Source organism: Pseudomonas alkylphenolica (genome assembly GCF_000746525.1).
Classification (GTDB): domain Bacteria; phylum Pseudomonadota; class Gammaproteobacteria; order Pseudomonadales; family Pseudomonadaceae; genus Aquipseudomonas; species Aquipseudomonas alkylphenolica.
This window is the reverse complement of sequence record NZ_CP009048.1, coordinates 1,274,343-1,299,454: the sequence shown is the minus strand read 5'-3', so window position 1 is coordinate 1,299,454 and position 25,112 is coordinate 1,274,343. Positions and strand designations below refer to the sequence as shown.

Sequence of the window (25,112 nt, the reverse complement as noted above, 5' to 3'; positions counted from 1 at the left end):
CCATCTGGCCTGCTGGCTGTGGCATAAGCCCCGTTGAGAAAATACAGAAAATTTCTGAATGATCATCTAATCAATCATTCCCGCGCAGGTTACCCCGTAGGCCCTCGCGCAGGCGCCATAGGGAACCTCACGGGCGGGCAATAAGGACCACCATTGCTGTCCTGGGATAGCTACCGTCATCCGTAGTGCCAAGCATACCTTTTGGACATCATTGCTGATGTGGTCAAGGTGCCTATGCCCCTTGCATGACCTGCTGGCCCGCCTGCCATCAACATGATGGCTCGCCTAAACAAAGCACAAGCCGAATGTTGATCAGAGGTTGAATGGCTGTTTGAGCTCCCCTGCCTGAACGAGGAGCTCGCTCAGAATGTTCTCTCGACGTGCACGACGTGACCGGTCAGAGGACGCACGAGACACAGCATCGTGATAAATCTCAATGTTCGCTGCTTCATCCGAAAACTCTCTATTGCGTACCGCGTTCAAGAAACTGCTGAATACCTCCTTAACGAGCTGCGGCTGAAGAAATGCTCTTCGACCAGTAACTCTGTAATACTCAACAAAGCAACCAAATATACTCGAGAAGTTACCCCTTGATTTGTAAGACGCCTTTATGGAGTCGTCATATACACTCCAAATCAAAGACATTGCCGTTGTAAACTCCGTTTCATACTGCGCCTCCCCTGGAAACTCCTCCTCATAAGCGGCATAGGTTTCTTCCAGCAAATCCTTCTTATTTACAATACCAATAGTAAGCCGAAGCAGGAGCTCAGACACAAACTCTACGTCAAGCATCCTTCGCATATCCCGAGCAGTGAAAAGCCCCATGTCTTCGAAGAGAGGGTTATCTGCCAAGCGTTCAGCGGCCTGCTTAAACTTACCAACATACTTCGCATTCCGAAGCTCTTGGTCATTTAGCGTTATATTATTGGTATTGAGACGTGCAAAAATGTCACGAATCTCAGCATCATTTGTCTTCCTGAGGCTACGAACTACGACCTTATAGTCCCAAAACCTCTCTTTCGTTTCGGCACTAAGATCGCGAAAGTAGGCTGCTGACCCTGTACGTCCTGACGGAAGGGAAAACTCATTATCAATGAACATCAAAATCGAAGTAGTTCGCTGCTGTCCATCTACAACAATATGGGTTTGTTTCCCACTGTCTGCATCAGTGACGACATGAATATAGATCTCTGGAAACGGTAGGCCGTCGAGAATAGTCGCAATAAGCTCAGCCCGCTCACGCTCAAGCCATACAGCACGCCGCTGGAAGGCAGCACTAATCTCAAGCTTCTCTTCGTTCCTCTGCGAGTTTATCCACGCAATAGTTTGCAAGCTAACTTCATATTCCATTAGAGCTTTCCTTTCGCGAGACGAACGCCACGCAAGTAGTAGTCGACTGCATCTTCAGTAGACTTGAAAAACATTAGATTTACTTCCCTGTGCTCAACAGCTCCAGTGGAGTAGGAATTGCACTTCTTAAGAAAATCAAATCTATAAGAGTTTCTGGGCTCGGGAATGTATTTCGGAGAGGCAAACCCACAGTAGACATTCTGCCCCGTGCGCATCACAGCAGCACGCTCATCAGAAGTCCACCGAATCCAGAGCTTCTTATGAATGGTGCGTAATTCTTGCCAGGTACGCTCGAAATACTCTCGACTTATCACTACAACATCAATATCGCTACCTTTATGAAACTCACCAAAATTCTTTTTTGGATTAAGGCTGTATCGCCAGTTTCCGCTACCGGCAACCGCAATCATTTCACTCTGCGGCCAGTCCCTCTCTATTTTTTCTCGAAATCCATTATATGCCTCATTGGATGCGAAAGCGTGAGGTTGTTCAGTATTGATCCAGCGAGTTATTAGCTCTTTGGGATCACTTGAAAAAATGTCTTCTGAGAATTGCGCGAGACTGCTGTAACTCATCGCCTAACGTCCAATATCCATATGAATTCGGGTGTGACTGCGCGAATCGCTACCAAGGCTACGATACACCCCATCTGATTTCAATCTGCCCCGACCCAAGTGCCACCCATGTGGCCCTGATTACTCATGTTTCAGATTGGACCGGGGGAATTGGACACCGAGACGCCTTGCGTGCTCGCCATCTGTCACCAACACTGTCACCATCGCGTTACCAGAAACCATTGAGGTCCTCTATGAAGCCCGCTACGCTTGGCCTGCCACCATGCCCCTCTCAGTTCTGGGCCAATCCGCAAAATTTTGGCAAGTACTGGTGGTGAAACAATGAGTGTCTCGGTTTGTCCCTGCGGCAGCGGTAATCTGCTCGACGCCTGTTGCGGACACTATCACGCCGGGCATCCGGCCCCCGATGCACAGACGCTGATGCGTTCGCGCTACAGCGCCTATGTGCTGGGGCTGATCGATTACCTGGTGAACACCACCCTGCCTGTGCAGCAGGCCGGCCTTGACCGCGCCGCGATTGCCGCCTGGAGCGCGCAAAGCACCTGGTTGGGCCTTGAAGTGGAAAGCGCCGAGGTATTTGGCGGCAAGCCTGAACATGCCTTCGTCACCTTCACTGCCCGCTGGCACGATAATGACGGCGAACATAGCCATCGCGAGCGTTCGGCCTTTGTGCAGAATGACGGGCACTGGTATTTCATCGACCCGACGGTCGGCCTGAAAGCCGGACGCAACGACGCCTGCCCATGCGCCAGCGGGCAGAAATTCAAGAAGTGTTGCCACAATTACCTACCATAGCAATTTGAGCGTTTGTCTCGTGAGCAAGGTTTTCAGCTACATCAGATTCAGTAGTGCAAAGCAGTCAGCAGGCGACAGCTACACCAGACAGGTAAAGGCAGCCAAAGCCTTTTGCGATGAGAACGGCTTAGAGCTGGCGGACCCGAGAGAATACCTATTCTTTGATGCAGGGCGTTCGGCCTTCAAAGGCAAGCACCTTGACGACACTGGCGAGCTAGCCCGATTCCTGAGCTATGTGGAAGACGGGACAATCCCACCCGGCAGCTATCTAGTAGTGGAATCGCTGGATCGTCTTTCACGTGAACGAGTGCGTGACGCCCTTCCAAGATTCCTCGACCTGCTGGCCAAGGGCATCAACGTCTACACAAGCGTGGACAAACGTCTGTATACCAAGGAATACAACGAACTCGATCTGATCATCTCGATCATCTCAATGTCACGTGCACATGAGGAATCGGCAACCAAGGGTGGCCGGGTATCCTCTGCATGGCGTGCGAAACAGAAAGAGGCTCGCACCACTGGCAAGCCCTTGGGCAAACTCCGTCCGCTGTGGCTCGATGTGACACCAGATAGCTATGTGCTCAACCCTGACAAGGCTGCCGTTGTTCGCCGCATCTTCGACCTATCCACAAAGGGCCACGGCTCCCGCATCATTGCAGCCACATTGAATCAGGAGGGCATACCCGCTTTCAGTGCAGGAAGAAAGAATTTCTCCGGCCTGTGGGGCTTCTCGACCGTGCGACATATCCTCGACAGCCGGACGACCATCGGGGAGTACCAGCCTCACATCTTCATAGACGGCAAGAGAACTCCCGACGGAGAGCCGATCAAGGGCTACTTCCCTTCCGTAGTGACTGAGGATGAATACTACCTGGCCCACGCTGCTAGATCGTCTCGCAAAACTCACACCGTCACCAAGACCACCACCAATTTCAACGTGCTGGCAGGTATCCTCAATTGCTACAAATGCGGGGCCGCCATGCACCTCCAAGGCCAACGTGGCCGTAAGTATTACAAATGCTCCAAGGTTACTAGGGGACTGTGTGACGCCGGGATCATCAGCGCCCCACGCACCGAGGAAGTATTTAAAGAGATGCTGCCTAAGGTAGACAGCCTGTCGCTGGTGCAGGACAGCTCGGGCAGATTGCAGAAGTCTTTGCATATTGTAGAAGGCCGCATCGCATCTCTTAAAGTGCGTCAGGACGATGCAGAAGCGTCACACGCTGAGTTCCCATCCCGCATCACTGCGAAGCTACTACACGAACTGGAAGCCGAGATTGGTGCTCTTGAATCGGAGTGTGCAGCCATCAGTGAGCAGTTGGCATCTGACAGGGTGATGAACAAAGACGACTTCTTTAAGAAGCTGGACCTCGTTTCGTTTGAAGGCCGGGTAGCTGCTAACAATCTCATCAAGAGGCTTGGCCTCTACATCTTCGTCAACAAGAACGGCAGAACAGACGAGACGTATTGGGTCACTAAGAACAACGCCATCCCCACTCTGTTCAGTGCCGAATCACCAAACTTGCTCTTCTACCTGATGCACCAAGGCGGCAACATCCGTTTTGAAGCAATGCACGACGAGCATGTCGACCTTCAGGTGATCCAAGGCGACCTGAACGAGGTGGAAGCCACCTTTGCCAAAACTGAATCTTGGGATGAGCTACCGTCAGAGCTTCTGGCGATGTGGAAAGCACGTCACGGAACCGTTAAAGAATAGCCTGTAACCCTACCACCTAGGAATATTAGAGAAGGACTTAAAGCATGGCTAAGAACAAAGGAACTCCACCAAAGCCACGTACGGAATGGGTATACGGCACAACAAAGGATGTAGTTTCGGAGTTGACAATCAGATTTGATCCGGCGACAGGACTTTTCTCCATCCCCCAATTAGACCCCACCTCTGTTTACAACAAGGTTACGCATCCGCGAGACACCAAGGAAGACAAGGTTGTCTCCTCCTTCCCAATTGGAGGCAATGAGTTTTATCTAGATGACATGTGGCCACAGCTCGTCAAAAACTTTGATCACTTAATGGCGGTGGACACCAATTATTACGGCGACCCTGGCTTTCGAGAGAGACATAACGGCTACGCCATTGGAGTCTGCTCTTCATACATAATAAAGAAGAAACTAAGCGAATTGGAGATGCCTTTTTCTGTAGAGCCTCACAAAGCATTCTTGATTGCTACGAAATCTGATAACAGTGTATTTGAACCGATTGGCTGGCATTTAGCTATAACCTCTCTTAACCACAACCTATTGAAAGGCAAAAGACTTGGCATAATTGTTGATCATGATCTGGGCAAAATCCCAGCTTTCAACAACCGAGAAGAAAGCTATTTCAAAAACCATCTACTACCCGAACACATAAAACTTCTATACGGATCATCTGACAAAACTGGAAGCATAATCAACAGCATCTTCAAACACTGCGACAGCGCAGGAAAGTCCGTAATGGACCATATGAAAAAGCATGGATTCTACGTGCCTAAAAATTCTCGACAAATTCACCTTGACGACTTCATCATTCACGATGTGCACATCACCCACAACCAACATTCATAATCAGAAAGCTCGCAATCGGCCAACTATTAACATGGATCAAATTCAATCTTTCACATCAATTAAGCCTTGACAACTAATTGAACTTCAGGTAAGATTTCCGACTCAGCCAGACACGCCTAAAACACCCATCGCTTATTGAGCGATTGATGTCGGTATCGTGCTGCCTGAGATTCACCAAACTACACCGGCATCTACCGAGAGGAATTGCCTATTGAAATGAACTGACACAGGAGAACATCCATGCCATACCCGCTCGACTTGAATTTGACTTCCCCGGCCTTCCAAGCCAAACCGTCTGAACCCACCACCCCCACCCCAGACTCTGCCAACGATAGTGTTAGCGGAAAGCTTGTGTGTGGAGTTGGGATTAACGACCTCCCCGGACACTCGTCCTACCGTGACCCCAAGACCGGTAAGCTACGGCTACAGCCAGAGTATTCAGCGTGGAACGCTATGATAAATCGCGGCTATGGCAAGAAAACCCATGCTCGCTGCCCCACTTATATCGGTTGCTCAGTACACCCTGATTGGCTCCGCTTCTCTGGGTTTAAAGCGTGGTTCGATCAAAACCACGTTGAAGGCTGGTGCCTAGATAAAGACCTGATTTGCCCCGGCAACAAGGTGTATGGACCGGAGCACTGTCGATACGTGCCCCCGTATCTCAACCTCATCGTAACCGACTCCGCAGCCACCCGTGGCAAGTGGCCGCTAGGGGTAACTAAGCATGTACGAGGGGTTGGGTATCAGGCGTTTTGCAGAGCTGATGGCAAGCAAATTCGCCTCGGCAGCTTTGCCTGCCCCTTATCAGCTCACAAAGCTTGGCAGGAGAAGAAGGCAGATGTGATCGATGACGCCCTACAGCGGTACATGAAGGAACGAGTGGTGCACATAGAAGTTGTGCGAGCGCTGATCCACTACGCCGACAGACTTCGGGCTGACGCAGCAGCAGGTAGGGAAACCACTGGATTCTCAACTTAAAAGTTTCACTGAACACGGCCGCTGGTACTCGCTTGCGGCCCAACCACATACCGAGGCAACCGCCCATGAAATGAACTTACCCCAAGGAGGATTCCCATGGCTTTCAATCCCGCTCAGAACTTCAACATCAGCACCCACCGCACCGATGATTACTGCATCAGCACAGATACTGGAGAAATCATTGGGCAATACGTTTCCTATGCATTCACGCCCCCTACAGACCCGATCCAAGAGCCCAAATCAGAGGCCGTAAGCAGCGGTTCAAAATCCTGTTTGAGCTCTAAGCAATCCCAAGATGCACTGCGATTGCTGTCCGCAGCGAACGATTCGCAGAATGCACCACCTGAGCCGCAGAAGAAAATTGCGACGATGAAGAGCGTGACCCGTCCTTTTACTGTCATGCACAACCCGCTCCACCGCCTGATTGCACTAGCTGACGTGCATCCTGAGCACGATCTATATGATCTGCGCGCTCAAAATTGGGTTGAGGATTACGTGATGGCCGCCTGCTACACCGTAGCCAAAGCGAGCAAAGGGAAGCTGAACGTTAGCCCTCAGCACGTGTACGCGGCTGTGAAGATGCCAGATATCAGCACCGCAGCTGTAAGAAACGCCACAGGACTTGGAAAGTCTCAAGGTTCACTGATCGCCCAGTGTGCTCGACATGCTCTGGACGGAATGATGATGTACCTGGAGCACAACCCACAGGTTCGGGACGTACTGCAAGCCGAGCTCGATTGCATCGATGATTGCACCAGTGCTTACACATTGCTCCGACAGGCTAACGCTGCTTGATCACCTAACGGATTCGAGGGGAAATAGTCCGGGACTGCGGATTCCACGCCATCCGGCCACCCAGTCCGCTCTCATCTGGCCAGGCATTCCAGGGCCATCTGGCCACCTGTTCCACGGCCATCCGGCCGGGCAGTCGGAGCGCAGCGACGCAGGGGTGGCATTGTTAGTCCGGGTTGGCTGGCGTCGTCAATTTCTGCGTCCGTTTGCGCATTGATTCACCCTTCAGATTGATCCGGTAAGCGTTGTGCACCAGGCGGTCGAGGATAGCGTCGGCCAGGGTCGGATCGCCGATCAGTTCGTGCCAGTTGTCCACCGGCATCTGGCTGGTAACGATGGTCGAGCGCTGGCCGTAGCGGTCGTCCAGTAGCTCCAGCATGTCGCGCCGCTGTTCGGCGGTGAACGGGGCCAAGCCCCAGTCATCGAGGATCAGCAGGTCGGTCTTGGCGTAGCTGCTCATCAGCTTGGCGAAGCGCCCGTCGCCATGGGCCAGACCCAGTTCTTCCAGCAAACGCGGCAAGCGCAGGTAACGCACGCTGTAGCCTTCTCGGCAGGCCTGGTGGGCCAGGGCGCAGGCCAGCCAGGTTTTACCGACACCGGTGGGGCCGCCGATGATCAGGTTGAGGCCGTCGCGTAGCCACTGGCCGCCGCTCAGTTGCAGGATCAGCGCCTTATCCAGCCCGCGCGGGCTGCGGTAGTCGATGTCTTCGAGGCAGGCGTTGTGCTTGAGCCGGGCCTGGCGCAGGCGGCTGCTCAGGCGCTTGTCGTCGCGTTCAGTCAGCTCGCGGTCGACCAGCAGGCCGAGGCGTTCCTCGAAGCTCAGGCTGTCGATGTCCGGGGTTTTCAGTTGTTCGTTCAGCGCCTTGAGCATGCCGTGCAGGCGCAGGGTTTGCAGCTTGTCCAGGGTCGGATGGGGCAGCATGGTGGGATTCCTTGTGTTCAGTGGTAGTAGCCGGGGCCGCGCAGGTTGGCGTGGTCGTCCGGCAGCAGGGGCAGGTGCTGCTGGGCCAGCGGCAGGTTCTCCAGCCCCTGGCGCAGGATCGATTCGAGGCTCTTGTAGCTGCACGTGCCGAGGCTGATGGCGCGACGGCAGGCCAACTCCAGGCGCACTTCGCCGTGGGTTTTGCCCAGGCGCAGGATGCCCAGGCAGGCCCGGTAGCCCTGCTGCGGATGGATGCGCCGTTCGAGGATGTGCCGGATCACGCCGGCGGTGTTCGGCCCGGTCTGCTCGGCCCAGCGGATCAGCCGTTGTGGCGTCCACTCGGCATGCTCGCGATGGCTCTTGGGCATGTGCTCGGCCTGCGTGCTGTGCCGGCCCTTGTGCATTGAGCGCAGGTGGCTGGCCACTCGCTGGTTGGCGTGGAAACACTCGACGGTGCGCGCCGTCAGGCGCACCTCCAGCTGCTTCTTCACCAGTTGATACGGCACCGAGTAGTAATGCCCATCGACCTCGACGTGGTAGTCGATGTGCACCCGCGCTTTCTTCCACTCGGCGTAGACGTAGGGTTGCTCCGGCAGGGGGCGCAGCGCCGGACGATCCAGGCTGTCGAAGGCCGTCTGGCGCGAGCCCGGCAGCTTCTTGAACGGGCGTTGGTTGAGCCGCTCCAGCAACACGGAGATGGCGCTGTTGAGTTCGTCCAAGGAGAAGAACTGACGGTTGCGCAGGGCCGCGAGGATCCAACGCTCGACCACCTGCACGCCGACTTCGGCCTTGGCCTTGTCGCGCGGTTTGCGTGCCCGCGCCGGCACCACCGCCACTCCGTAGTGCTCGGCAAGGTCGCGGTAGCTGGGGTTGATGTCCGGCTCGTAACGATGGGCCTTGCTCACCGCGCTGCGCAGGTTGTCCGGCACCACGATCTCCGGCACGCCGCCGAGGAAGGCGAAGCAACGGGTATGCGAGCCTAGCCAGTCCGGCAGCTGCTGCGACCAGGTGGCTTCGGCGAAGGTGTAGCTGGACGCGCCGAGCACCGCGACGAACACCTGCGCCTGGCGGATCTCGCCGCTGTGGCGGTCGATAACCGGCACCGTCTGGCCGGCATAGTCGACGAACAGCTTCTCGCCGACGCGGTGCTCCTGACGCATCACCACGTCCAGCTTGCCCTGCCAGGCCCGGTAGTGCTCACAGAACCAGCTGTACTGAAAGCCCTGCGGCTGGCTCAGGCGGTACTCCTGCCAGAGCAGCGCCAGGGTCACCCCGGGGCGGCGCAGTTCGGCATGCACCCATGCCCAATCGGGTAAAGGCCGCTTCTCGCTGGCAACCGCCGGGGCCGGCGGGAACAGTTGCTGCTCCAACTCGGCATCGGACAACGAACAGGGCCAACTGAGACCACTGGCGGCAAAACGATTGAGGTAGTCGCCGACGGTGACACGACCGACCTGCACGCTGACCGCAATCTGGCGAGCTGATAGTCCGACCTCGAACTTGAGACGTAGTACTTCGCGAATCTTACGCATGGATAAACGCTCCACGACGACCTCTCTGCTTCGAAAAAGAGGTCGATGGTAGTGAAGAAATCCTGCGTAGCTGCCTGCCCGGTTGAGTGGCCGGATGGCCGTGGAATCAGTGGCCGGATGCGCGTGGAATGGGTGGCCGGATCAGCGTGGAATCGGTGGTCAGATGCTCATGGAATGGGTGGCCAGATGACCGTGGAATCCGCAGTCCGGGACTAAATAGACGAGACCTTACACGGGTGATCGAGATAGTCCGGGACTATAGAAAGCAAGGGTAGCAAGATTGGACCTTCCTCCCTAATAGGCTATCAATCTACGCCTTGCGTTGCAGAATCTGCTTGATCTGTTTGTCGATCTTACGATTGTGCCAGTCATTCGCACGCATATTCATGCCCCAGACGAACAGCCATAACCCACAGGTAGGGATGCACATCAGCAGGTGCAAGATGTGGTTCGTTGTCTTCTTCTGGCTGGTCAGGTAGTAGAGCTGATCGTTCATGGTCTATCCGTGGTTCGTGGATGGCATACCTAGGTAAATCAGAATATCCGAAATTCAGATATCTGAAAACCGGATATAGGTTGAGAGGCTACCCATCTGTAGCCAGCCAGCCATGCCGAAGACGATCTATCGATCTGAACACACAGTCCTACTGAATCTGCTACGAAAGCACAGAAAGGCGGCGGGCTTGACCCAAGTCGATTGCTCCAAGGCACTGAGTCGACCCCAGTCATTCATGAGTGACGTTGAGAACGGGACACGTCGATTGGATATTGTGCAGCTCCGCGACCTATGTAAGGTTCTGGGAATCAGCCTTATCGAACTAGTGCAAGAACTTGAGAAAGGCATACTGGAGCTCTAACCTGCTCTGACGCCCATGCAGATGCCGTAATCTCAACCGATCAGGAAGCCCACATGGAAGATAAGCGCTTGGTCACAGCCGATACGCTGGAACTGCTGCTACTCAACCAACACGCCCTAAGGGCAGGACTTGAAGAACTCTCCCTTTGGATCAGTCAGCGAGGGTCAACCACCGTACATGACAACGTGCTGGCCACCCTCACGACTCTCGACACCAATGCCGAAGCAATCTCGTCTGGGATCGAATCTCTACGCTCTCTATAAAAATGCGACGGAAATGCAAAGCACCGGATACAGCTACCGGAACATACCGGGATTACGCCACCGAGCAGACCTAGATTAACCACTCTAAAACCATCAATATACCCATACTAAACATAGGTTATTAGTGTAGGTGTGTCACCAGCCAACTCCATCCAAAAATCCTCCAACCCTTGATTTCATTAGCCTCCAGCCTATTAGGCTGAGTACGCCAAGCCGGGAAAACCCGTTATTGCTTAGCGAGACGCTTTCTCTCGCTCCGTCGCGGAATTTGAAAATTGAGCGAAAGCTTTCAAACAGGCGTGCCAGATTGCTCGCCCACCAGATGCTAGACATTCTGTCAGCTATTTCTGCACGATGATTTCAAACGAATGAATACTCCTTGGTGCAAATCCCCAGTAGTCCATTTGTCATTTGGGATAACTTGAAAATATCATTTGCACTGACGAACGTCTTCCCAATTGACAATTCTTGATGACAGTTGATAAAGTGCCCTCACACACAGACGGGCCATCATCATGACAAACGTTGTTGCTTACATTCGGGTATCTACCAAGAGCCAAGGTGACTCTGGTCTGGGTCTGGAAGCACAGCGTGACTACATCCTACGTGCAGCCCAAGCGAACGACTGGAATGTCATTGGTGAATTCGTGGACGTGGTATCGGGCAAGCTCGCCCCTGAAGATCGTCCAGAAGGTGCAAAAGCTCTGGCAATGTGTAAACAGCACAACGCCCAGTTGCTGGTAGCCAAGCTGGATCGTCTTTCCCGCTCCGTGCTGCACATTGCCCAACTGATGGAACAGGTAGATTTCAAAGTGGCCACGATGCCACAGGCAGATAAGTTCCAACTCCACCTGTTCGCTGCTCTCGCCCAGCAGGAACGAGAGTTCATTGCCACCCGTACCAAGGAAGCTCTGGCATCACTTCAGAGGCGTGCAGATGCCGGTGATGTTGTGGCACAACAAAAGGTTGCTAATCGTGCAGAAGCCCAAGCCAAAGGCCGTGCAGTGGCTGACATTACAGCAGCCAACAACATTCGCATGAGCAAGATCAACACCTACCAAATGAACATTGAGCCGCACTTGAAATCCTGCCTGCACGACAAGGTGAACACGCTTCAATCTGTAGCTGAATGCCTGAACAGGAAGGGCTTGCGTACCCCAAGGGGAAGCGAGTTCAACGCCACTGCTGTACGTCGCCTGATGCTGGCTCTCAGCGTATCGTTCTAATACGGCCAGAAGTAGACATTCTACCGGAATGGATTCGCCTCTAGCCCTTTTACTCCGTGGCCTCCAGCCGTTATAGGCTGACGGAGCAAGCACATACTACAGACGGGCACCAGATTACTTTCAGATTTCGGCAGCATCTACTTAGGCCAGTCGTAAAGCGTTGAACACCTCTCGCACAAAACCCACTTTTCAAACGCCAATCGCCCCAGCTTATATTTCGGCCAGAGAAATCAAGCTTCATAGGGATGAGGACGTTTTGCACGGCGGGAATTTGGAGTCTGTCCAGAAAAAGGCTTGCCCGAGTCACGCCCACAAGCTGCCGTTTTCCTACCCCTGCCAAGCAAGAGGCACGGTTATCCAACCCGGCTTTTCTTGTCATAGGGGGCGCCCCCCCCAATCCAACTGGTCAAGCTGGTGTTTGGCATTTATGTACTGCTGGCCCATCACTTCATCAATCCAGCCGTACTGCTGAATCACTCGCGGGTTCACCCACCCATTGAAAGCCAGAGCCACAATCTGGTTTCGCCAGCCTTGCAGGTAAGCCGGAATGTCAAACCTCCTCCACCCCTTGATGGCATCCTCACTTCCAAGCACTGACCAAGGGCCGTCATACGCGTTATCGAATGTGAAATTAACGCTTTTCCGCTGCCAGTAGCTGTTACGGATTTCTCGTTGGCACTCCTCGAAATTGAACTGGCCGCCGCCCTTCAAGTCGTCCAAAGCCCGCTTAATGTGAGCCTTAGCCAGCTTCTGGGCTCGATTGCGAATGATTTCATTGAAGATAGTCGGCATAGTCTGCTCCCTTGTATTTTTGCCAGCCTGAAATGCAAAACGAGCTTAATGTGCCCACCTTTCGCGGCGCGGGGTCTGGGGTTCGAGTCAGAAAACGGTTTTCCAAACCTCGACAGCGAAGTACCCCAACAACAGCAATCCGGCACCTATCCCAAATGTGAGAGTCGGCACTAAGAACCACAGCCACAGCCTGTTGATCCTGACATTGTGCGAGGATGAAGCAGCATCGATGATCTTCAGAACATTCGGCCCACGCACTGTCTTGAGAATCATTTTGTTGATGCGGTTAAGGTGCACTGTGCCCCACGTCATTTTGATCACTTCCCATGAGATGAAAAGCAGTAGGGATAGAAGAGCAAGCAGGCCGCTGAGAGCGTACAGCCAACTTGGAAGCTTGGTCACCAGTGTTGACCAGAACGCGAAGTATCCGGCGTACCCAGCCACTAAGACCAGGTTCGTGTAGCTGGTGGCCTGCGTCATCTGCTTTTCAGCCATCTGCATCATCATGGCGATGTCTTTGTCCCGCTCACAGTCCTGCTGAAACTTCTTGATCTCGTTGATTTCTTCCGCCAAGGAGTTCACTGCACCTGCAACTTGTTCGTTCCAATTCCCTTCGCTTTGTCTCATAACGCCCCCTTAACGGCTATCGTCCATCTGTAGTTCACCGAGGTTATCCGCAAGCATTGCAAACCGCCATCAGTGCCAGAATGGCATAGCAAATACTGTTACATTGAAGGCTCATCCATCGGGGAGTACAGCGACAATGCCTATCCGTCGAAGTGGAAATTTTGACCTTAATGCTGGAGTCGTGCGGCTCACGCAAGAGAAGCTTGCAGGCTTCCTTGACGAAACAGAGCTTGCTCAGACTGAGGTCAAGCTTGTGGAGGGGAAAATCAGCTTTGTAGCTCCTGAATCTGTGCTAGAGAAGATCAGGGAGTACTTCGGGCAGCCAGCCGGCTGAGTTTCAGCCGATACTAGACTCCTCTAGCTGTACCGCCCTACCCTCAACAGTGTCTGCACAGGAGAGTTCGAGAATGGAACTGCATGCTAGTAGTGTTTTGTTGCATAACATCAAGAAGTGCTGCGCCAGTTACCTGGGGAGCTAACGCCAATGACCCGTCTGTTGCTACTCAGCTTTCTGATACTGCAACTGACCGGGTGTGCCAGTTGGCTGGACAGTGACTACCGCGATCCCGAGGTTCGCCTGGTCAAGGTCGAAGCGGTCAAGATGCACCTGCTGGAGCAAGAATTCGTCCTTCATGTACGCGTCGACAACCCCAACGACGGACGCCTGTTCATCCGCTACCTGAGTTACACCGTGCACCTGAACGATCTGTTACTGGTCGAGGGGGAGGAAAGCCTGTGGAGAAGTGTCGGTGGACATGCCCGGCGGACCTTCAAGATCCCCGTGCGCACCAACCTCTGGAAGCAGGTCAAACCGTTGGCGAAAATGCTCAAAAACACTGACCTTCCCTTGCGCTACCGCCTCGATGGTGAGCTCAACAGCGGATTATTCTTCGCCCGCGAACTGCACTTGTCGCGCAGTGGTGAGATAATTCCCGGCGATCTTTTACCGGAGTAACCCGCAATGACTCAACAACCCCATGTCCATGGCCCTGACTGCAACCACGATCATGATCATCACGACCATGACCACGGCCATGTTCACGGTCCGCACTGCAACCACGGTCACCAGGAGCCGGTGCGCAACGCCCTGAAGGACGTCGGCCGCAACGACCCGTGCCCATGCGGCAGCAACAAGAAGTTCAAAAAGTGCCACGGGGCCTGATAGTGGCCTTTGAACAGCCTGAAAAATAAAGGCTGTGCCCCGCTTGCATGGCGTGGTCGGGCTCACTAACGTAGCGCCTTTTAGACGCCACGCCCTGCAGGAGCCCGACCATGGCCGCGCCAGCCTTCCCCCCTTTCCTCCCCCGGTTCGGCGTAGCCGCAGCGGTGTTCGGCGTGCTTGCCCTGAGCGGCTGCCAGATGGGCGGCTACCGCGACAGCGTGCCACCGGCCAGCGGCGTACAACCCCTTAAAGGCCTGGCGCAGAACGTCTCGGTACGACGCAATGCCATGGGCATGCCGTTGATCGAAAGCAGCAACTTCCACGACGCCCTGTTCGCACTGGGCTATGTGCATGCCGGTGACCGCATCGGGCAAATGGTCGGCATGCGCTTGTTGGCCCAGGGTCGCCTGGCCGAGATTGCCGGCCCGGATGTGCTGGAAGTCGACCGGCTGATGCGTGGCGCCAACCTGAAACAGACCGCCAACCAGCTTTACGCCGATGCCTCGCCACGCCTCAAGCGCTTCTTTGAAGTCTATGCCCGTGGCGTCAACGCCTACCTGTTCCGCTACCGCGACCGGCTCCCGGCGCCGTTGGCGCAAAGCGGCTACCGCCCGGAATACTGGAAGCCTGAAGACTCGGCACTGATCTTCTGCCTGTACAACTTCAGCCAGTCGGTCAACCTGCAGGAAGAACTTGCTGCGTTGACCCTGGCGCAGAAAGTCGGCAGCGACAATCTGCCGTGGTTATTGCCCAGCTACCCTGACGAACCCCTGCCGACAGCTGAAGCCGACAAGCTCAAAGGCCTGAGCCTGGGCAACGCGCTGACCGGGCTGGCACCGCTGAGCGCCGCCAGCGAACAGTTGGCTGCCCTCAACCTGTTGGGCACAGCCGGTTCCAGCAACTGGGCGATTGCCCCGCAACGCAGCCGTAGCGGCAAGAGCCTGCTGGCCAGCGACACCCTCGGGGCCTGGGCAATGACGCCGGTGCAGATCCGCGCACCTAAATACCAGGCCGCGGGTGTCACCATTGCCGGCCTGCCACTGCTGCTTTCCGGCTACAACGGCAAACTGGCCTGGAGTGCCAGCGCGGTCATGGCCGATAACCAGGACCTGTACCTGGAACGCCTTAAACGCGAAGGCAGCCGCCTGATGTACCAGGCCGACGGCAAATGGCTGCCAGCCCTGGCGCGCAACGAAACCTTCTTCGTCAAGGGCCAGCGCCCACAGCGCGAAACCCTGTACGACACCCGTCATGGCACGCTGCTCGGCCAGACGCAGAACGCCAGCCTGGGCCTGGGCCTGGCCCTGCAACTGCCACAGCTCAAGGGCGACCAGAGCCTGGATGCATTTTTCAACCTGTCACGGGCGCAGAACGTCGAGCGTGCCTTCGACAACACCCGCGAAATCGGCGCCGCAGCGCTGAACTTCGTCTTCGCCGACGCCAGCAACATCGGCTGGCAGGTCAGCGGCCGCTTCCCCAACCGTCGTGAAGGCCAGGGGCTGCTGCCTTCGCCGGGCTGGGACGGGCGCTACGACTGGGATGGCTACGCCGACCCGATGCTCCACCCTTACGATCAGGACCCGCCGCAGGGCTGGCTTGGCAATGCCAACCAGCGCAGCGTGCCCAAAGGGTACGGCATGCAGTTGTCCAATAGCTGGTACTACCCCGAGCGCGCCGAGCGCCTGGGGCAGCTGGCCGCTAACGGCAAGCATGACAGCCGCAGCCTGATCACCATGCAAAACGACCAGACCACCCTGTTCGCCGCCAAACTCAAGCAGATGTTCGAAGCACCCGGCATGGCTCAGCCGCTGAAACAGGCGATCGACGCGTTGCCCGGCGATCAGCGCAGCAAGGCCCGTGAAGCCTATACGCGGCTGATGGCCTTCGATGGCCGCCTGAGTACCACCTCGGCCGACGCCACCCTGTATGAACTGTTCCTGCAGGAAAGCGCGAAACTGACCTTCCTCGATGAGCTCGGCCCGGAATCTTCGGCGACCTGGCAGGCCTTCGTCGGTAATGCGCGGTTGTCCTACTCGGCACAGGCCGATCATTTGCTCGGCCGTGAAGACAGCCCGTTCTGGAACGACCAGCGCACCGCGCAGCAAGAAGACAAACCAGCGATCCTCGCCCGCAGCCTGGCTGCAGCAGTCACTGCCGGTGAAGCGCAACTGGGCAATGACCGTCGCGCCTGGCAATGGGGCAAGCTGCACCAGTACCGCTGGCCGGCAGCGACCTTCCATGGCCTGGGTGATGCCGTCAGCCGTGGCCCGCAGGCCAGCGGCGGCGACCACAGCACCCTGAACCTTGCGCCCTATGCCTGGGGCAAGGATTTCAACGCCCAGCTGGCGCCGTCGCTGCGCATGGTGGTGGACTTCGGCCAGATCGAACCACTGCAACTGCAGAGCAGCAGCGGCCAGTCCGGCAACCCGGCCAGCCCGCACTTTGCCGATGGCCTGGACGCCTGGTTCAAGGGCCGTTACATGAGTTTGCCGCTGCAACCGCAAAACTTCGACCGCGCCTATGGCAGCAAGCGTCTGACCCTGGTGCCGGGCAAGTAATCCTCTCGCACCCCGCAGCCGGTGCAATGCCGGCTGCGCTGATCCACATCAACTGTACCCGCCTGCAAATCCTCTACAACAACACTGGGACGAGCCTCGTTCCCAGTGCTGCCTGATGAATCATAAAAACGATTGCACACCTGCGCCCAAGGGACCACCCAGGCCGGGTGACTAAAGGAATATGCAATGGCTTCCGTACTTTCACGCCTGGCCCTGTGCGCCACGACGTTGCTGCTGATACCCGCCCTTCACGCCAGTGAGCCAGACATGGCAGCGGCTGAAACCACCGACAAGTCACTGCTCGAACGTGGCCGCTATGTTGCCCAGCTCGGTGACTGCATCGCTTGCCACACCGCCCCGCAAGGTCCGTTGATGGCCGGTGGGCTGCAACTGAAGACGCCCATGGGCACGATCTACTCAAGCAACATCACCCCGGACCCGGAAACCGGTATCGGGCGTTACAGCTTCGAGCAGTTCGACAAGGCCATGCGCGAAGGGGTGAGCGCCGACGGCACCCATCTGTATCCCGCCATGCCCTACCCGTCCTACGCCAAAATCAGCGAGGAGGACATGCAGGCGCTGTACGCCTACCTGATGCAAGCGGTGGAGCCGATCAGCCAGTCCAACCAGGCCGCGGACATGAGCTGGCCGTTCAACATGCGCTGGGGGCTGGCATTCTGGAACTGGGCGTTTGTCGATAATCAACCGTTCGAACCCGACCCGGACCGCGATCCGCTGATCAATCGCGGCGCCTATCTGGTGCAGGGCCTGGGCCATTGTGGCGCCTGCCATACCCCGCGCGGCATCGCCTTCCAGGAAAAGGCCATGAGTGACACCGACAGCAGTGGCAAGCACTTCCTCGCCGGGGAAACCGTCGAGCACTGGCGCGCCCTGAGCCTGCGCAATCTGTGGACGGTGCCAGACACCGTACAATTGCTCAAAACCGGACAGAACCGCTTCGCCACGGTCTCCGGAAACATGGCCGACGTGATTCACCACAGCACCCAGCATTTCAGTAATACCGATCTGACCGCCATCGCCAGCTACCTCAAATCCCTGCCGCCGGGCGAAAACGACCTGCCCATGCCTGCCGTGGCACTGACGCCGGCCGCGCCACCGGCCGATCTGTTCAGCAGCCGGGGTGGCCTGGGTTACACCCAGTTCTGCAGCGACTGCCACCGCACCGACGGCGCGGGCGTACCCGGCATGTTCCCGCCACTGGCCGGTAATCCGAGCATCGCCTCCAGCGACCCGACCTCGCTGCTGCACATCACCCTGACTGGCTGGGAAACCGCGCAGACCGCCACCCACTCGCGGACCTACACCATGCCCGGTTTCGCGCGTTTATCGGATCAGGAAATCGCCGAAATCCTCAGTTTCGTGCGCAGCCGCTGGGGCAACAACAGTTCAGCGGTCACTCCGGAACAGGTGAAAAAACTGCGCGGTCAGCTCAACCCGCAAACCACCGATTCGACTGCCTTCGAGACCCCGCGCCTGGCCGACCTGCTCGCCGCCGCCAATGCCGACCAGGTGATCCGCGGCATGCGCCTGCACCTGCAGACTAAGGAACTGCTGCCGGACAACGTCGGCAATGCGCTCAATTGCACAAGCTGTCACCTCAACGCCGGTACCGTGGCCGATGGTTCGCCCTTTGTTGGCGTGTCGGCGTTTTTCCCCGGATACGCGCCGCGCGCCGGTAAGGTGATTACCCTGGAAGAGCGCATCAACGGCTGCTTCCGCCGCTCCATGAACGGCAAGCCGATTCCGCCACAGTCCGCTGACATGCAGGCCATGGTCGCCTACTTCGAGTGGATGAAAAACAACACCCAGCCCGGCGACAAAGTGGCTGGACGTGGTGTTGGCAAGATCGATCCAGCGATCAAGCCCGACCTCGATAACGGCCAACAGGTCTACGTCAAACAATGTGCGGTGTGTCACGGCGCCGATGGCCAGGGTCTGGCCCGCGCGGATGGCAGCCTGGTGTTCCCGCCACTGTGGGGCGAGCAGTCCTTCAACATCGGCGCCGGTATGGCGCGCACCTACACGGCTGCCGCATTCGTCAAACGCAACATGCCGATCGGCTTTCATGAGCGCTTTCCCCTGGGCCAGGGTGGCCTGAGCGACCAGGAAGCGGTGGACGTTGCCGCCTGGTTCTCGCAGCAGCCGCGACCGGACTTCCCGGACAAGGTCAAGGACTGGCCCAACGGCGGCAAGCCGATGGATGCGCGCTACTAAAGGCTTGCCTCTGTAGGAGCGGATTCATCCGCGAATGGGTCGCTGCCCCAGACAAGGGGCTGCTATGCAGTCCTTCGCGGATGAATCCGCTCCTACACTGCGAGAATATGGTGTGAAAATTGCTGTCATTGTGATGTCAGGCACTGGCCGGTAACGGCCCAGTGCCACCCCACTAGGTTACAAATCCAGGGACACACAATGAAAAAAGCATGGCTGACGTTTTCTGCACTTGCACTGTGTCTGGCTGCGGGCAATGCCCTGGCCAAGGAATACAAGGAGCTGCGCTTCGGCGTCGATCCGTCGTATGCCCCGTTTGAATCCAAGGCCGCCGACGGCAGCCTGGTGGGCTTCGACATTGATCTGGGCAACGCCATCTGCACCGAGCTCAAGGTCAAATGCAAGTGGGTCGAGAGCGATTTCGACGGCATGATTCCGGGCCTCAAGGCCAACAAATTCGACGGGGTGATCTCGTCCATGACCGTCACCCCGGCGCGGGAAAAAGTCATCGACTTCTCCAATGAACTGTTCTCCGGCCCGACTTCGCTGGTGTACAAAAAAGGTTCCGGACTGAGCGCCGATCCGGCTTCGCTCAAAGGCAAGACAGTCGGCTATGAGCAAGGCACCATCCAGGAGGCCTACGCCAAGGCCGTGCTGGACAAAGCCGGGGTCAAGACCCAGGCCTACCAGAACCAGGACCAGGTCTATGCCGACCTGACCTCCGGCCGTCTGGATGCTTCCATTCAGGACATGCTCCAGGCTGAACTGGGCTTTCTCAAGTCGCCCCAGGGTGCAGGCTATGAAGTCAGCGCACCGGTAGAAAGCGAATTGCTACCGTCGAAGACCGCGGTGGGTATCAAAAAAGGTAACAAAGAGCTCCAGGACCTGATCAACAAAGGTATCAAAGCGTTACACGATGACGGTACCTATGCCGAGATCCAGAAAAAACACTTCGGTGATCTGAACCTCTACAGCGGCAAATAACAGTAGGAGCGGGTTTGCCCCCGCGAGGAAGTTCCGCCCTCATCGCGGGGCAAGCCCGCTCCCACAGCCATTGGCATAGGTTGCTTACATGTTCGAAGACCTGTTGCAGTTTCTGGGACTCTCGGCCTTCAGCCTGAAGGGCTTCGGCCCTTTGCTGCTGCAGGGCACCTGGATGACCATCAAATTATCCTTCATGTCGCTATTGGTCAGCGTTGGCCTGGGCCTGCTCGGCGCCAGCGCCAAGCTCTCGCCAGTGCGCCCGCTGCGCCTGATCGCCCAGGCCTACACCACGCTGATCCGCGGGGTCCCCGACCTGGTGCTGATGCTGCTGATTTTCTACAGCCTGCAAACCTGGCTGACGACGCTCACCGACTACATGGAATGGGAATACATTGAAATCGACCCGTTCGCGGCGGGCGTGATCACCCTGGGTTTCATCTACGGTGCCTACTTCACCGAGACCTTCCGCGGTGCGATCCTTGCCGTGCCCCGCGGCCAGGTCGAGGCCGCCACCGCCTATGGCCTCAAGCGTATGCAGCGCTTTCGCTTCGTGGTTTTCCCGCAAATGATGCGCTTCGCCCTGCCCGGCATCGGCAACAACTGGATGGTCATGCTCAAGGCCACCGCCCTGGTCTCGATCATCGGCCTGGCTGATCTGGTCAAGGCCGCCCAGGATGCCGGCAAGAGCAGCTACCAGCTGTTCTACTTCCTGATGGTCGCAGCCTTTATTTATCTGCTTATCACCAGCGCCTCGAACATCGTTCTGCGCTGGCTGGAACGCCGCTACAACGTCGGCACCCGGGAGGCCATCCGATGATCGAATTGCTGCAGCAATACTGGCGCGATTTTCTTTATACCGATGGCACGCACATCACCGGCCTGGCCATGACCATGTGGCTGCTGACCGCCGCACTGGCAATCGGCTTCGTGGTCTCGATACCGTTGTCCATCGCCCGCGTCTCGCCGCGTTTCTGGATCCGCTGGCCAGTGCAGTTCTACACCTACCTGTTCCGTGGCACACCACTGTATATCCAGCTGTTGATCTGCTACACCGGGATCTACAGCCTGGCCGCCGTGCGCGCGCAACCGCTGCTCGACAGCTTCTTTCGTGACGCGATGAACTGCACCATCCTCGCCTTCGCCCTCAACACCTGCGCCTACACCACCGAGATCTTCGCTGGCGCGATCCGCAGCATGAACCATGGCGAGGTGGAGGCGGCCAAGGCTTATGGCCTGCGCGGCTGGAAACTTTATGCTTATATCATCATGCCGTCGGCGCTACGCCGCTCGTTGCCCTACTACAGCAACGAAGTGATCCTGATGCTGCACTCCACCACAGTTGCCTTCACCGCGACCGTGCCGGATGTGCTCAAGGTCGCCCGCGACGCCAACTCGGCCACGTTTCTGACCTTCCAGTCGTTCGGTATCGCCGCACTGATCTACCTGTGCGTGACCTTCGCTCTGGTTGGCCTGTTCCGCCTCGCCGAACGGCGCTGGCTGGCTTTTCTAGGACCGACTCACTAGGACTGATATGCATCACTCGACCCACGATATTCTGGCACCGGTTCCAGGGATCGCCCGCCAGATCCACAGCTTCCATTTCGGCCCGCGGGGCGCCGGAAAGATCTACATCCAGGCCTCGCTGCACGCCGACGAACTGCCCGGCATGCTGGTGGCCTGGCACCTCAAGCAACGCCTGGGCGAGCTCGAAGCCCAGGGCTTGCTGCGCCGCGAAATCGTACTGGTGCCGATCGCCAACCCGGTCGGCCTGGAACAAGTGCTGATGGATATGCCGCTGGGCCGCTTCGAGCTGCAGAGTGGCGAGAATTTCAATCGCAACTTCGTCGACCTGAGCGACAAGATCGGCGATCAGATCGAAGCGCACCTGAGCCAGGATCAGGACCACAACATTGCCCTGATCCGCGAATGCCTGCGCCGTGCCCTGGATACCCACCCGGTCCACACACCGCTGCAGTCGCAACGCCTGACCCTGCAGCGACTGGCCTGCGATGCCGAGATGGTGCTGGACCTGCATTGTGACTTCGAAGCCGTCGCCCACTTGTACACGACACCTGAGGCCTGGCCGCAAGTCGAGCCTCTGTCGCGCTACCTCGGCGCCCAGGCCAGCCTGCTCGCCACCGATTCGGGCGGGCAGTCCTTCGATGAGTGCTTCACCCTGGTCTGGTGGCAGCTGCAGCAGCGTTTCGGCAAACAGTTCCCGATCCCGCAAGGCAGCTTTTCGGTCACCGTCGAATTGCGCGGCCAAGGCGATGTCAGCCACCCGCTGGCGGAACAGGATTGCGCGGCGATTCTCGATTATCTGACGCAATATGGCGCCATCGAAGGCCAAGCGAGCACCCTTCCGCCACTGTCGTACCCGGCAACCCCGTTGGCGGGTGTGGAACCGGTGGCCACGCCGCTGGGCGGCTTGCTGGTATTCCACGCCAAGCCGGGCCAGTACCTGGAGACCGACCAGTTGATCGCCGAAGTCATCGACCCGCTCAGCGACCGGGTGACCGCGGTACGCAACGTCCAGCCCGGACTCATGTATGCCCGCTCGCTACGGCGCATGGCTACCGCCGGCATGGTCATTGCGCATGTGGCCGGCCGCCAGCCCTACCGCAGCGGTTACCTGTTATCGCCTTGAGCCATAGTCACCTTTGAGAGCCTGCGCATGTACAAACTGACCATCGAAGATCTGCACAAGCGCTACGGCGAACACCATGTGCTCAAGGGTGTCTCGCTGAAGGCGAAGACCGGTGACGTGATCTGCCTGATCGGCGCCAGCGGCTCGGGCAAGAGCACCTTCCTGCGCTGTATCAACTTTCTCGAGCAACCCAACGAGGGCAGTATGACCCTCGATGGCAAACCGGTGCACATGAGCCATGACCACCTCGGTTTGCGGGTCAGCGATCCGGACGAGCTGCAGCGCCTGCGCACGCGCCTGGCCATGGTCTTCCAGCACTTCAACCTGTGGAGCCACCTGAGCGTGCTGGACAACATCAGTCTGGCGCCAAGACGGGTTCTGGGCGTCAGCAAGCAGGAAGCCGAAGCCCGCGCCCGGCGATACCTGGATAAGGTCGGCCTGGCCGCCCGCGTGGCCGAGCAGTACCCGGCGTTTCTGTCCGGGGGGCAGCAACAGCGCGTGGCGATTGCCCGGGCACTGGCCATGGAGCCGGAGGTCATGCTGTTCGATGAGCCAACCTCGGCGCTGGACCCGGAACTGGTCGGCGAAGTGTTGCGGGTGATCCAGGGCCTGGCCGAAGAAGGCCGGACCATGATCATGGTGACTCACGAGATGGCCTTTGCGCGCAAAGTGGCGACCCAGGTGATGTTCCTGCATCAGGGCCTGGTCGAAGAGCAGGGGCCGCCCGCCGAGGTACTCGGAAATCCGAAAAGCGAACGCCTGCGTCAGTTCTTGAGCGGTAACCTGAAGTAAGCCTCAGGCGACGGGCGCGGGTGGTGGTTCGTCAGGCAAGGTCGGCTCACCCGGTTCCATCGGATGATTTTCATCGGGTGACGGCTGGTCGGGGGTGTCCGGGTCGGGCTGACCGGGTACACCGCCTGCATGAGCGAAATGCGGATGCGGATGGGCCAGCAGTGACCAGGCCATCACTCCGACCTGATTAGGCTGTAACACAGCCAGCTTGGCACTGATGGCCGGATCGAGTTTCATGAGCGGCTCCTCGGCGAAGTCCGCCAGGCCTGTTGCCTGGCGAAACGGTTCATCTCATTAGAGTCTGCCAGCCGCCGGGAATTCCCGCGTTTTTTCGGATCAGGTGCGTGGCAGGGTGACGCCGCGCTGGCCCTGGTATTTACCACCACGGTCCTTGTAGGACACTTCGCACTCTTCATCGGACTCCAGGAAGAGCATCTGCGCCACGCCTTCATTGGCGTAGATTTTCGCCGGCAAGGTGGTGGTGTTGGAAAACTCCAGGGTCACGTGGCCTTCCCACTCAGGTTCCAGCGGGGTGACGTTGACGATGATGCCGCAACGGGCGTAGGTGCTTTTACCCAGGCAGATGGTCAGCACGTTACGCGGAATCCGGAAGTACTCCACGGTACGGGCCAGGGCGAAGGAGTTCGGCGGGATGATGCAAACGTCGCTCTTGACGTCGACAAAGCTGCCGGCATCGAAGTTTTTCGGATCGACGGTCGCCGAATTGATGTTGGTAAACACCTTGAACTCGTCGGCGCAGCGTACGTCGTAGCCGTAGCTGGAGACACCGAAAGAGATCAGCCGGTTGTCGCTCTCACCGCGCACCTGGCGCTCGACGAACGGCTCGATCATGCCGTGTTCCTGCGCCATGCGGCGAATCCACTTGTCCGATTTGATGCTCATGGCGGGTGTCCTGAAGTAACGAGGTGAAGAAATTCTGTGGCGCATCTTACCGGGCCCGGCGCCCGGTTCAAAGTTTCATCCACCGCCAAGCGTCGAATCCCCGTGTAGCGGGGCCTTCAGGCAGGCTTGCAGGACCGTCAGTCATGATTTGCGCGAAAGCTGAACAAGACCATTGGCACGTTCTGGAAAAAGGGTTATGGTGACGCCACTGTGCTGCACGTGTCACTGAGAATATCTACCTGATGCAAGATTTCGATCAACCCATCTTCATGAATTTTCTGCCTCTTTGCACTCAGTCTCGGCCAGGGCGTTTCCTGAGTCGTAGTTAACTTTGTCCAAGGAGACAGACCATGTCCAATCGCCAAACCGGTACCGTTAAGTGGTTCAACGATGAAAAAGGCTTCGGCTTCATCACCCCACAATCCGGTGACGACCTGTTCGTACACTTCAAAGCCATCAAGGCTGACGGCTTCAAGAGCCTGAAAGAAGGCCAAGCGGTCTCTTTCATCGCTACCCGCGGTCAGAAAGGCATGCAGGCTGAAGAAGTAGAAGTTATCTAA

General features: G+C 57.2%; 26 protein-coding genes. 17 read left to right on the top strand and 9 right to left on the bottom strand.

Going from position 1 to position 25,112, the window contains the following annotated elements; all coding sequences use genetic code 11:
• Positions 1 to 312: 312 nt before the first annotated feature.
• Positions 313 to 1,350 carry a DUF262 domain-containing protein gene (locus PSAKL28_RS06040; protein ID WP_051939186.1) on the bottom strand — a complete coding sequence of 346 codons (1,038 nt, stop codon included), beginning with the start codon at positions 1,348 to 1,350 and terminating at the stop codon, positions 313 to 315.
• Complete coding sequence (locus PSAKL28_RS06035) at positions 1,350 to 1,925, bottom strand: hypothetical protein (protein WP_038607876.1); 576 nt, start codon at positions 1,923 to 1,925, stop codon at positions 1,350 to 1,352. The genes PSAKL28_RS06040 and PSAKL28_RS06035 overlap by 1 nt, the downstream gene beginning before the upstream one ends.
• Before the next feature lie 321 nt (positions 1,926 to 2,246).
• Here PSAKL28_RS06035 and PSAKL28_RS06030 point away from each other — a divergent pair, with 321 nt between their 5' ends.
• The 4 genes from PSAKL28_RS06030 (at position 2,247) to PSAKL28_RS06010 (ending at position 7,058) form a co-directional block, all read left to right on the top strand.
• Complete coding sequence (locus PSAKL28_RS06030) at positions 2,247 to 2,720, top strand: YchJ family protein (protein ID WP_038607873.1); 474 nt, start codon at positions 2,247 to 2,249, stop codon at positions 2,718 to 2,720.
• Positions 2,721 to 2,739: 19 nt separating this feature from the next.
• On the top strand, positions 2,740 to 4,437 hold the full coding sequence (locus PSAKL28_RS06025) for a recombinase family protein (protein WP_038607870.1): 1,698 nt from the start codon (positions 2,740 to 2,742) through the stop codon (positions 4,435 to 4,437).
• A gap of 44 nt (positions 4,438 to 4,481) precedes the next feature.
• Positions 4,482 to 5,285 (top strand): hypothetical protein, encoded by an 804-nt coding sequence (locus tag PSAKL28_RS06020; RefSeq protein WP_038607867.1) that lies wholly within the window; start codon positions 4,482 to 4,484, stop codon positions 5,283 to 5,285.
• 1,074 nt (positions 5,286 to 6,359) lie between these two features.
• The gene (locus PSAKL28_RS06010; RefSeq protein WP_038607864.1) at positions 6,360 to 7,058 is read left to right on the top strand and encodes a hypothetical protein; all 699 of its coding nucleotides are present in this window, start codon (positions 6,360 to 6,362) and stop codon (positions 7,056 to 7,058) included.
• A gap of 163 nt (positions 7,059 to 7,221) precedes the next feature.
• On the opposite strand, the gene istB is transcribed toward PSAKL28_RS06010, so the two are convergent.
• The 3 genes from istB to PSAKL28_RS05995 form a co-directional block, all read right to left on the bottom strand.
• A complete protein-coding gene (istB, locus tag PSAKL28_RS06005; RefSeq protein ID WP_003290589.1) occupies positions 7,222 to 7,977 on the bottom strand; it encodes an IS21-like element ISPpu7 family helper ATPase IstB in 756 nt (251 codons plus the stop codon).
• Between the two features lie 17 nt (positions 7,978 to 7,994).
• Positions 7,995 to 9,509: an IS21-like element IS1491 family transposase gene (gene istA / locus PSAKL28_RS06000; protein ID WP_019364253.1), complete on the bottom strand. Its 1,515-nt coding sequence runs from the start codon at positions 9,507 to 9,509 to the stop codon at positions 7,995 to 7,997.
• A 310-nt stretch (positions 9,510 to 9,819) separates the two neighbouring features.
• On the bottom strand, positions 9,820 to 10,005 hold the full coding sequence (locus PSAKL28_RS05995) for a hypothetical protein (protein ID WP_038607861.1): 186 nt from the start codon (positions 10,003 to 10,005) through the stop codon (positions 9,820 to 9,822).
• Positions 10,006 to 10,117: 112 nt separating this feature from the next.
• Here PSAKL28_RS05995 and PSAKL28_RS05990 point away from each other — a divergent pair, with 112 nt between their 5' ends.
• The 3 genes from PSAKL28_RS05990 (at position 10,118) to PSAKL28_RS05980 (ending at position 11,855) form a co-directional block, all read left to right on the top strand.
• Complete coding sequence (locus PSAKL28_RS05990) at positions 10,118 to 10,366, top strand: helix-turn-helix domain-containing protein (protein WP_038607858.1); 249 nt, start codon at positions 10,118 to 10,120, stop codon at positions 10,364 to 10,366.
• Positions 10,367 to 10,419: 53 nt separating this feature from the next.
• On the top strand, positions 10,420 to 10,629 hold the full coding sequence (locus tag PSAKL28_RS05985; RefSeq protein WP_038607855.1) for a hypothetical protein: 210 nt from the start codon (positions 10,420 to 10,422) through the stop codon (positions 10,627 to 10,629).
• 515 nt (positions 10,630 to 11,144) lie between these two features.
• Complete coding sequence (locus tag PSAKL28_RS05980) at positions 11,145 to 11,855, top strand: recombinase family protein (protein WP_038607853.1); 711 nt, start codon at positions 11,145 to 11,147, stop codon at positions 11,853 to 11,855.
• A gap of 375 nt (positions 11,856 to 12,230) precedes the next feature.
• Here PSAKL28_RS05980 and PSAKL28_RS05975 read toward each other — a convergent pair whose 3' ends face one another.
• A complete protein-coding gene (locus PSAKL28_RS05975) occupies positions 12,231 to 12,647 on the bottom strand; it encodes a hypothetical protein (protein ID WP_038607850.1) in 417 nt (138 codons plus the stop codon).
• Between the two features lie 87 nt (positions 12,648 to 12,734).
• On the bottom strand, positions 12,735 to 13,274 hold the full coding sequence (locus PSAKL28_RS27960; protein ID WP_038607847.1) for a hypothetical protein: 540 nt from the start codon (positions 13,272 to 13,274) through the stop codon (positions 12,735 to 12,737).
• Positions 13,275 to 13,758: 484 nt separating this feature from the next.
• On the opposite strand from PSAKL28_RS27960, the gene PSAKL28_RS05960 reads away from it, so the two are divergent.
• From PSAKL28_RS05960 to PSAKL28_RS05920, 9 genes are all read left to right on the top strand, one after another.
• Positions 13,759 to 14,229 (top strand): LEA/WHy family protein, encoded by a 471-nt coding sequence (locus PSAKL28_RS05960; protein ID WP_038607840.1) that lies wholly within the window; start codon positions 13,759 to 13,761, stop codon positions 14,227 to 14,229.
• A 6-nt stretch (positions 14,230 to 14,235) separates the two neighbouring features.
• Positions 14,236 to 14,436 (top strand): SEC-C metal-binding domain-containing protein, encoded by a 201-nt coding sequence (locus PSAKL28_RS26715; protein WP_038607838.1) that lies wholly within the window; start codon positions 14,236 to 14,238, stop codon positions 14,434 to 14,436.
• Between the two features lie 110 nt (positions 14,437 to 14,546).
• Positions 14,547 to 16,994: a penicillin acylase family protein gene (locus PSAKL28_RS05950; protein ID WP_038607835.1), complete on the top strand. Its 2,448-nt coding sequence runs from the start codon at positions 14,547 to 14,549 to the stop codon at positions 16,992 to 16,994.
• Positions 16,995 to 17,180: 186 nt separating this feature from the next.
• Positions 17,181 to 19,229 carry a c-type cytochrome gene (locus tag PSAKL28_RS05945; RefSeq protein ID WP_038607832.1) on the top strand — a complete coding sequence of 683 codons (2,049 nt, stop codon included), beginning with the start codon at positions 17,181 to 17,183 and terminating at the stop codon, positions 19,227 to 19,229.
• A gap of 198 nt (positions 19,230 to 19,427) precedes the next feature.
• Positions 19,428 to 20,210 carry a transporter substrate-binding domain-containing protein gene (locus PSAKL28_RS05940; protein WP_038607829.1) on the top strand — a complete coding sequence of 261 codons (783 nt, stop codon included), beginning with the start codon at positions 19,428 to 19,430 and terminating at the stop codon, positions 20,208 to 20,210.
• Between the two features lie 88 nt (positions 20,211 to 20,298).
• On the top strand, positions 20,299 to 21,027 hold the full coding sequence (locus PSAKL28_RS05935) for an ABC transporter permease (protein ID WP_038607826.1): 729 nt from the start codon (positions 20,299 to 20,301) through the stop codon (positions 21,025 to 21,027).
• Positions 21,024 to 21,734, top strand: a complete 711-nt coding sequence (locus PSAKL28_RS05930) for an ABC transporter permease (protein WP_038607823.1) — start codon at positions 21,024 to 21,026, stop codon at positions 21,732 to 21,734. Before PSAKL28_RS05935 ends, PSAKL28_RS05930 begins: the two co-directional genes overlap by 4 nt.
• 7 nt (positions 21,735 to 21,741) lie before the next feature.
• The gene (locus PSAKL28_RS05925) at positions 21,742 to 22,857 is read left to right on the top strand and encodes a succinylglutamate desuccinylase/aspartoacylase family protein (RefSeq protein ID WP_038607821.1); all 1,116 of its coding nucleotides are present in this window, start codon (positions 21,742 to 21,744) and stop codon (positions 22,855 to 22,857) included.
• 27 nt (positions 22,858 to 22,884) lie between these two features.
• Complete coding sequence (locus PSAKL28_RS05920) at positions 22,885 to 23,649, top strand: ABC transporter ATP-binding protein (protein ID WP_038607818.1); 765 nt, start codon at positions 22,885 to 22,887, stop codon at positions 23,647 to 23,649.
• A 3-nt stretch (positions 23,650 to 23,652) separates the two neighbouring features.
• On the opposite strand, the gene PSAKL28_RS05915 is transcribed toward PSAKL28_RS05920, so the two are convergent.
• Both PSAKL28_RS05915 and dcd read right to left on the bottom strand, forming a co-directional pair.
• Complete coding sequence (locus tag PSAKL28_RS05915) at positions 23,653 to 23,886, bottom strand: hypothetical protein (protein ID WP_038607815.1); 234 nt, start codon at positions 23,884 to 23,886, stop codon at positions 23,653 to 23,655.
• A 99-nt stretch (positions 23,887 to 23,985) separates the two neighbouring features.
• Positions 23,986 to 24,552: a dCTP deaminase gene (gene dcd / locus PSAKL28_RS05910; protein ID WP_028943496.1), complete on the bottom strand. Its 567-nt coding sequence runs from the start codon at positions 24,550 to 24,552 to the stop codon at positions 23,986 to 23,988.
• A 350-nt stretch (positions 24,553 to 24,902) separates the two neighbouring features.
• Between dcd and PSAKL28_RS05905 the strand changes: the two genes are divergently transcribed.
• Positions 24,903 to 25,112: a cold-shock protein gene (locus tag PSAKL28_RS05905; RefSeq protein ID WP_010221054.1), complete on the top strand. Its 210-nt coding sequence runs from the start codon at positions 24,903 to 24,905 to the stop codon at positions 25,110 to 25,112.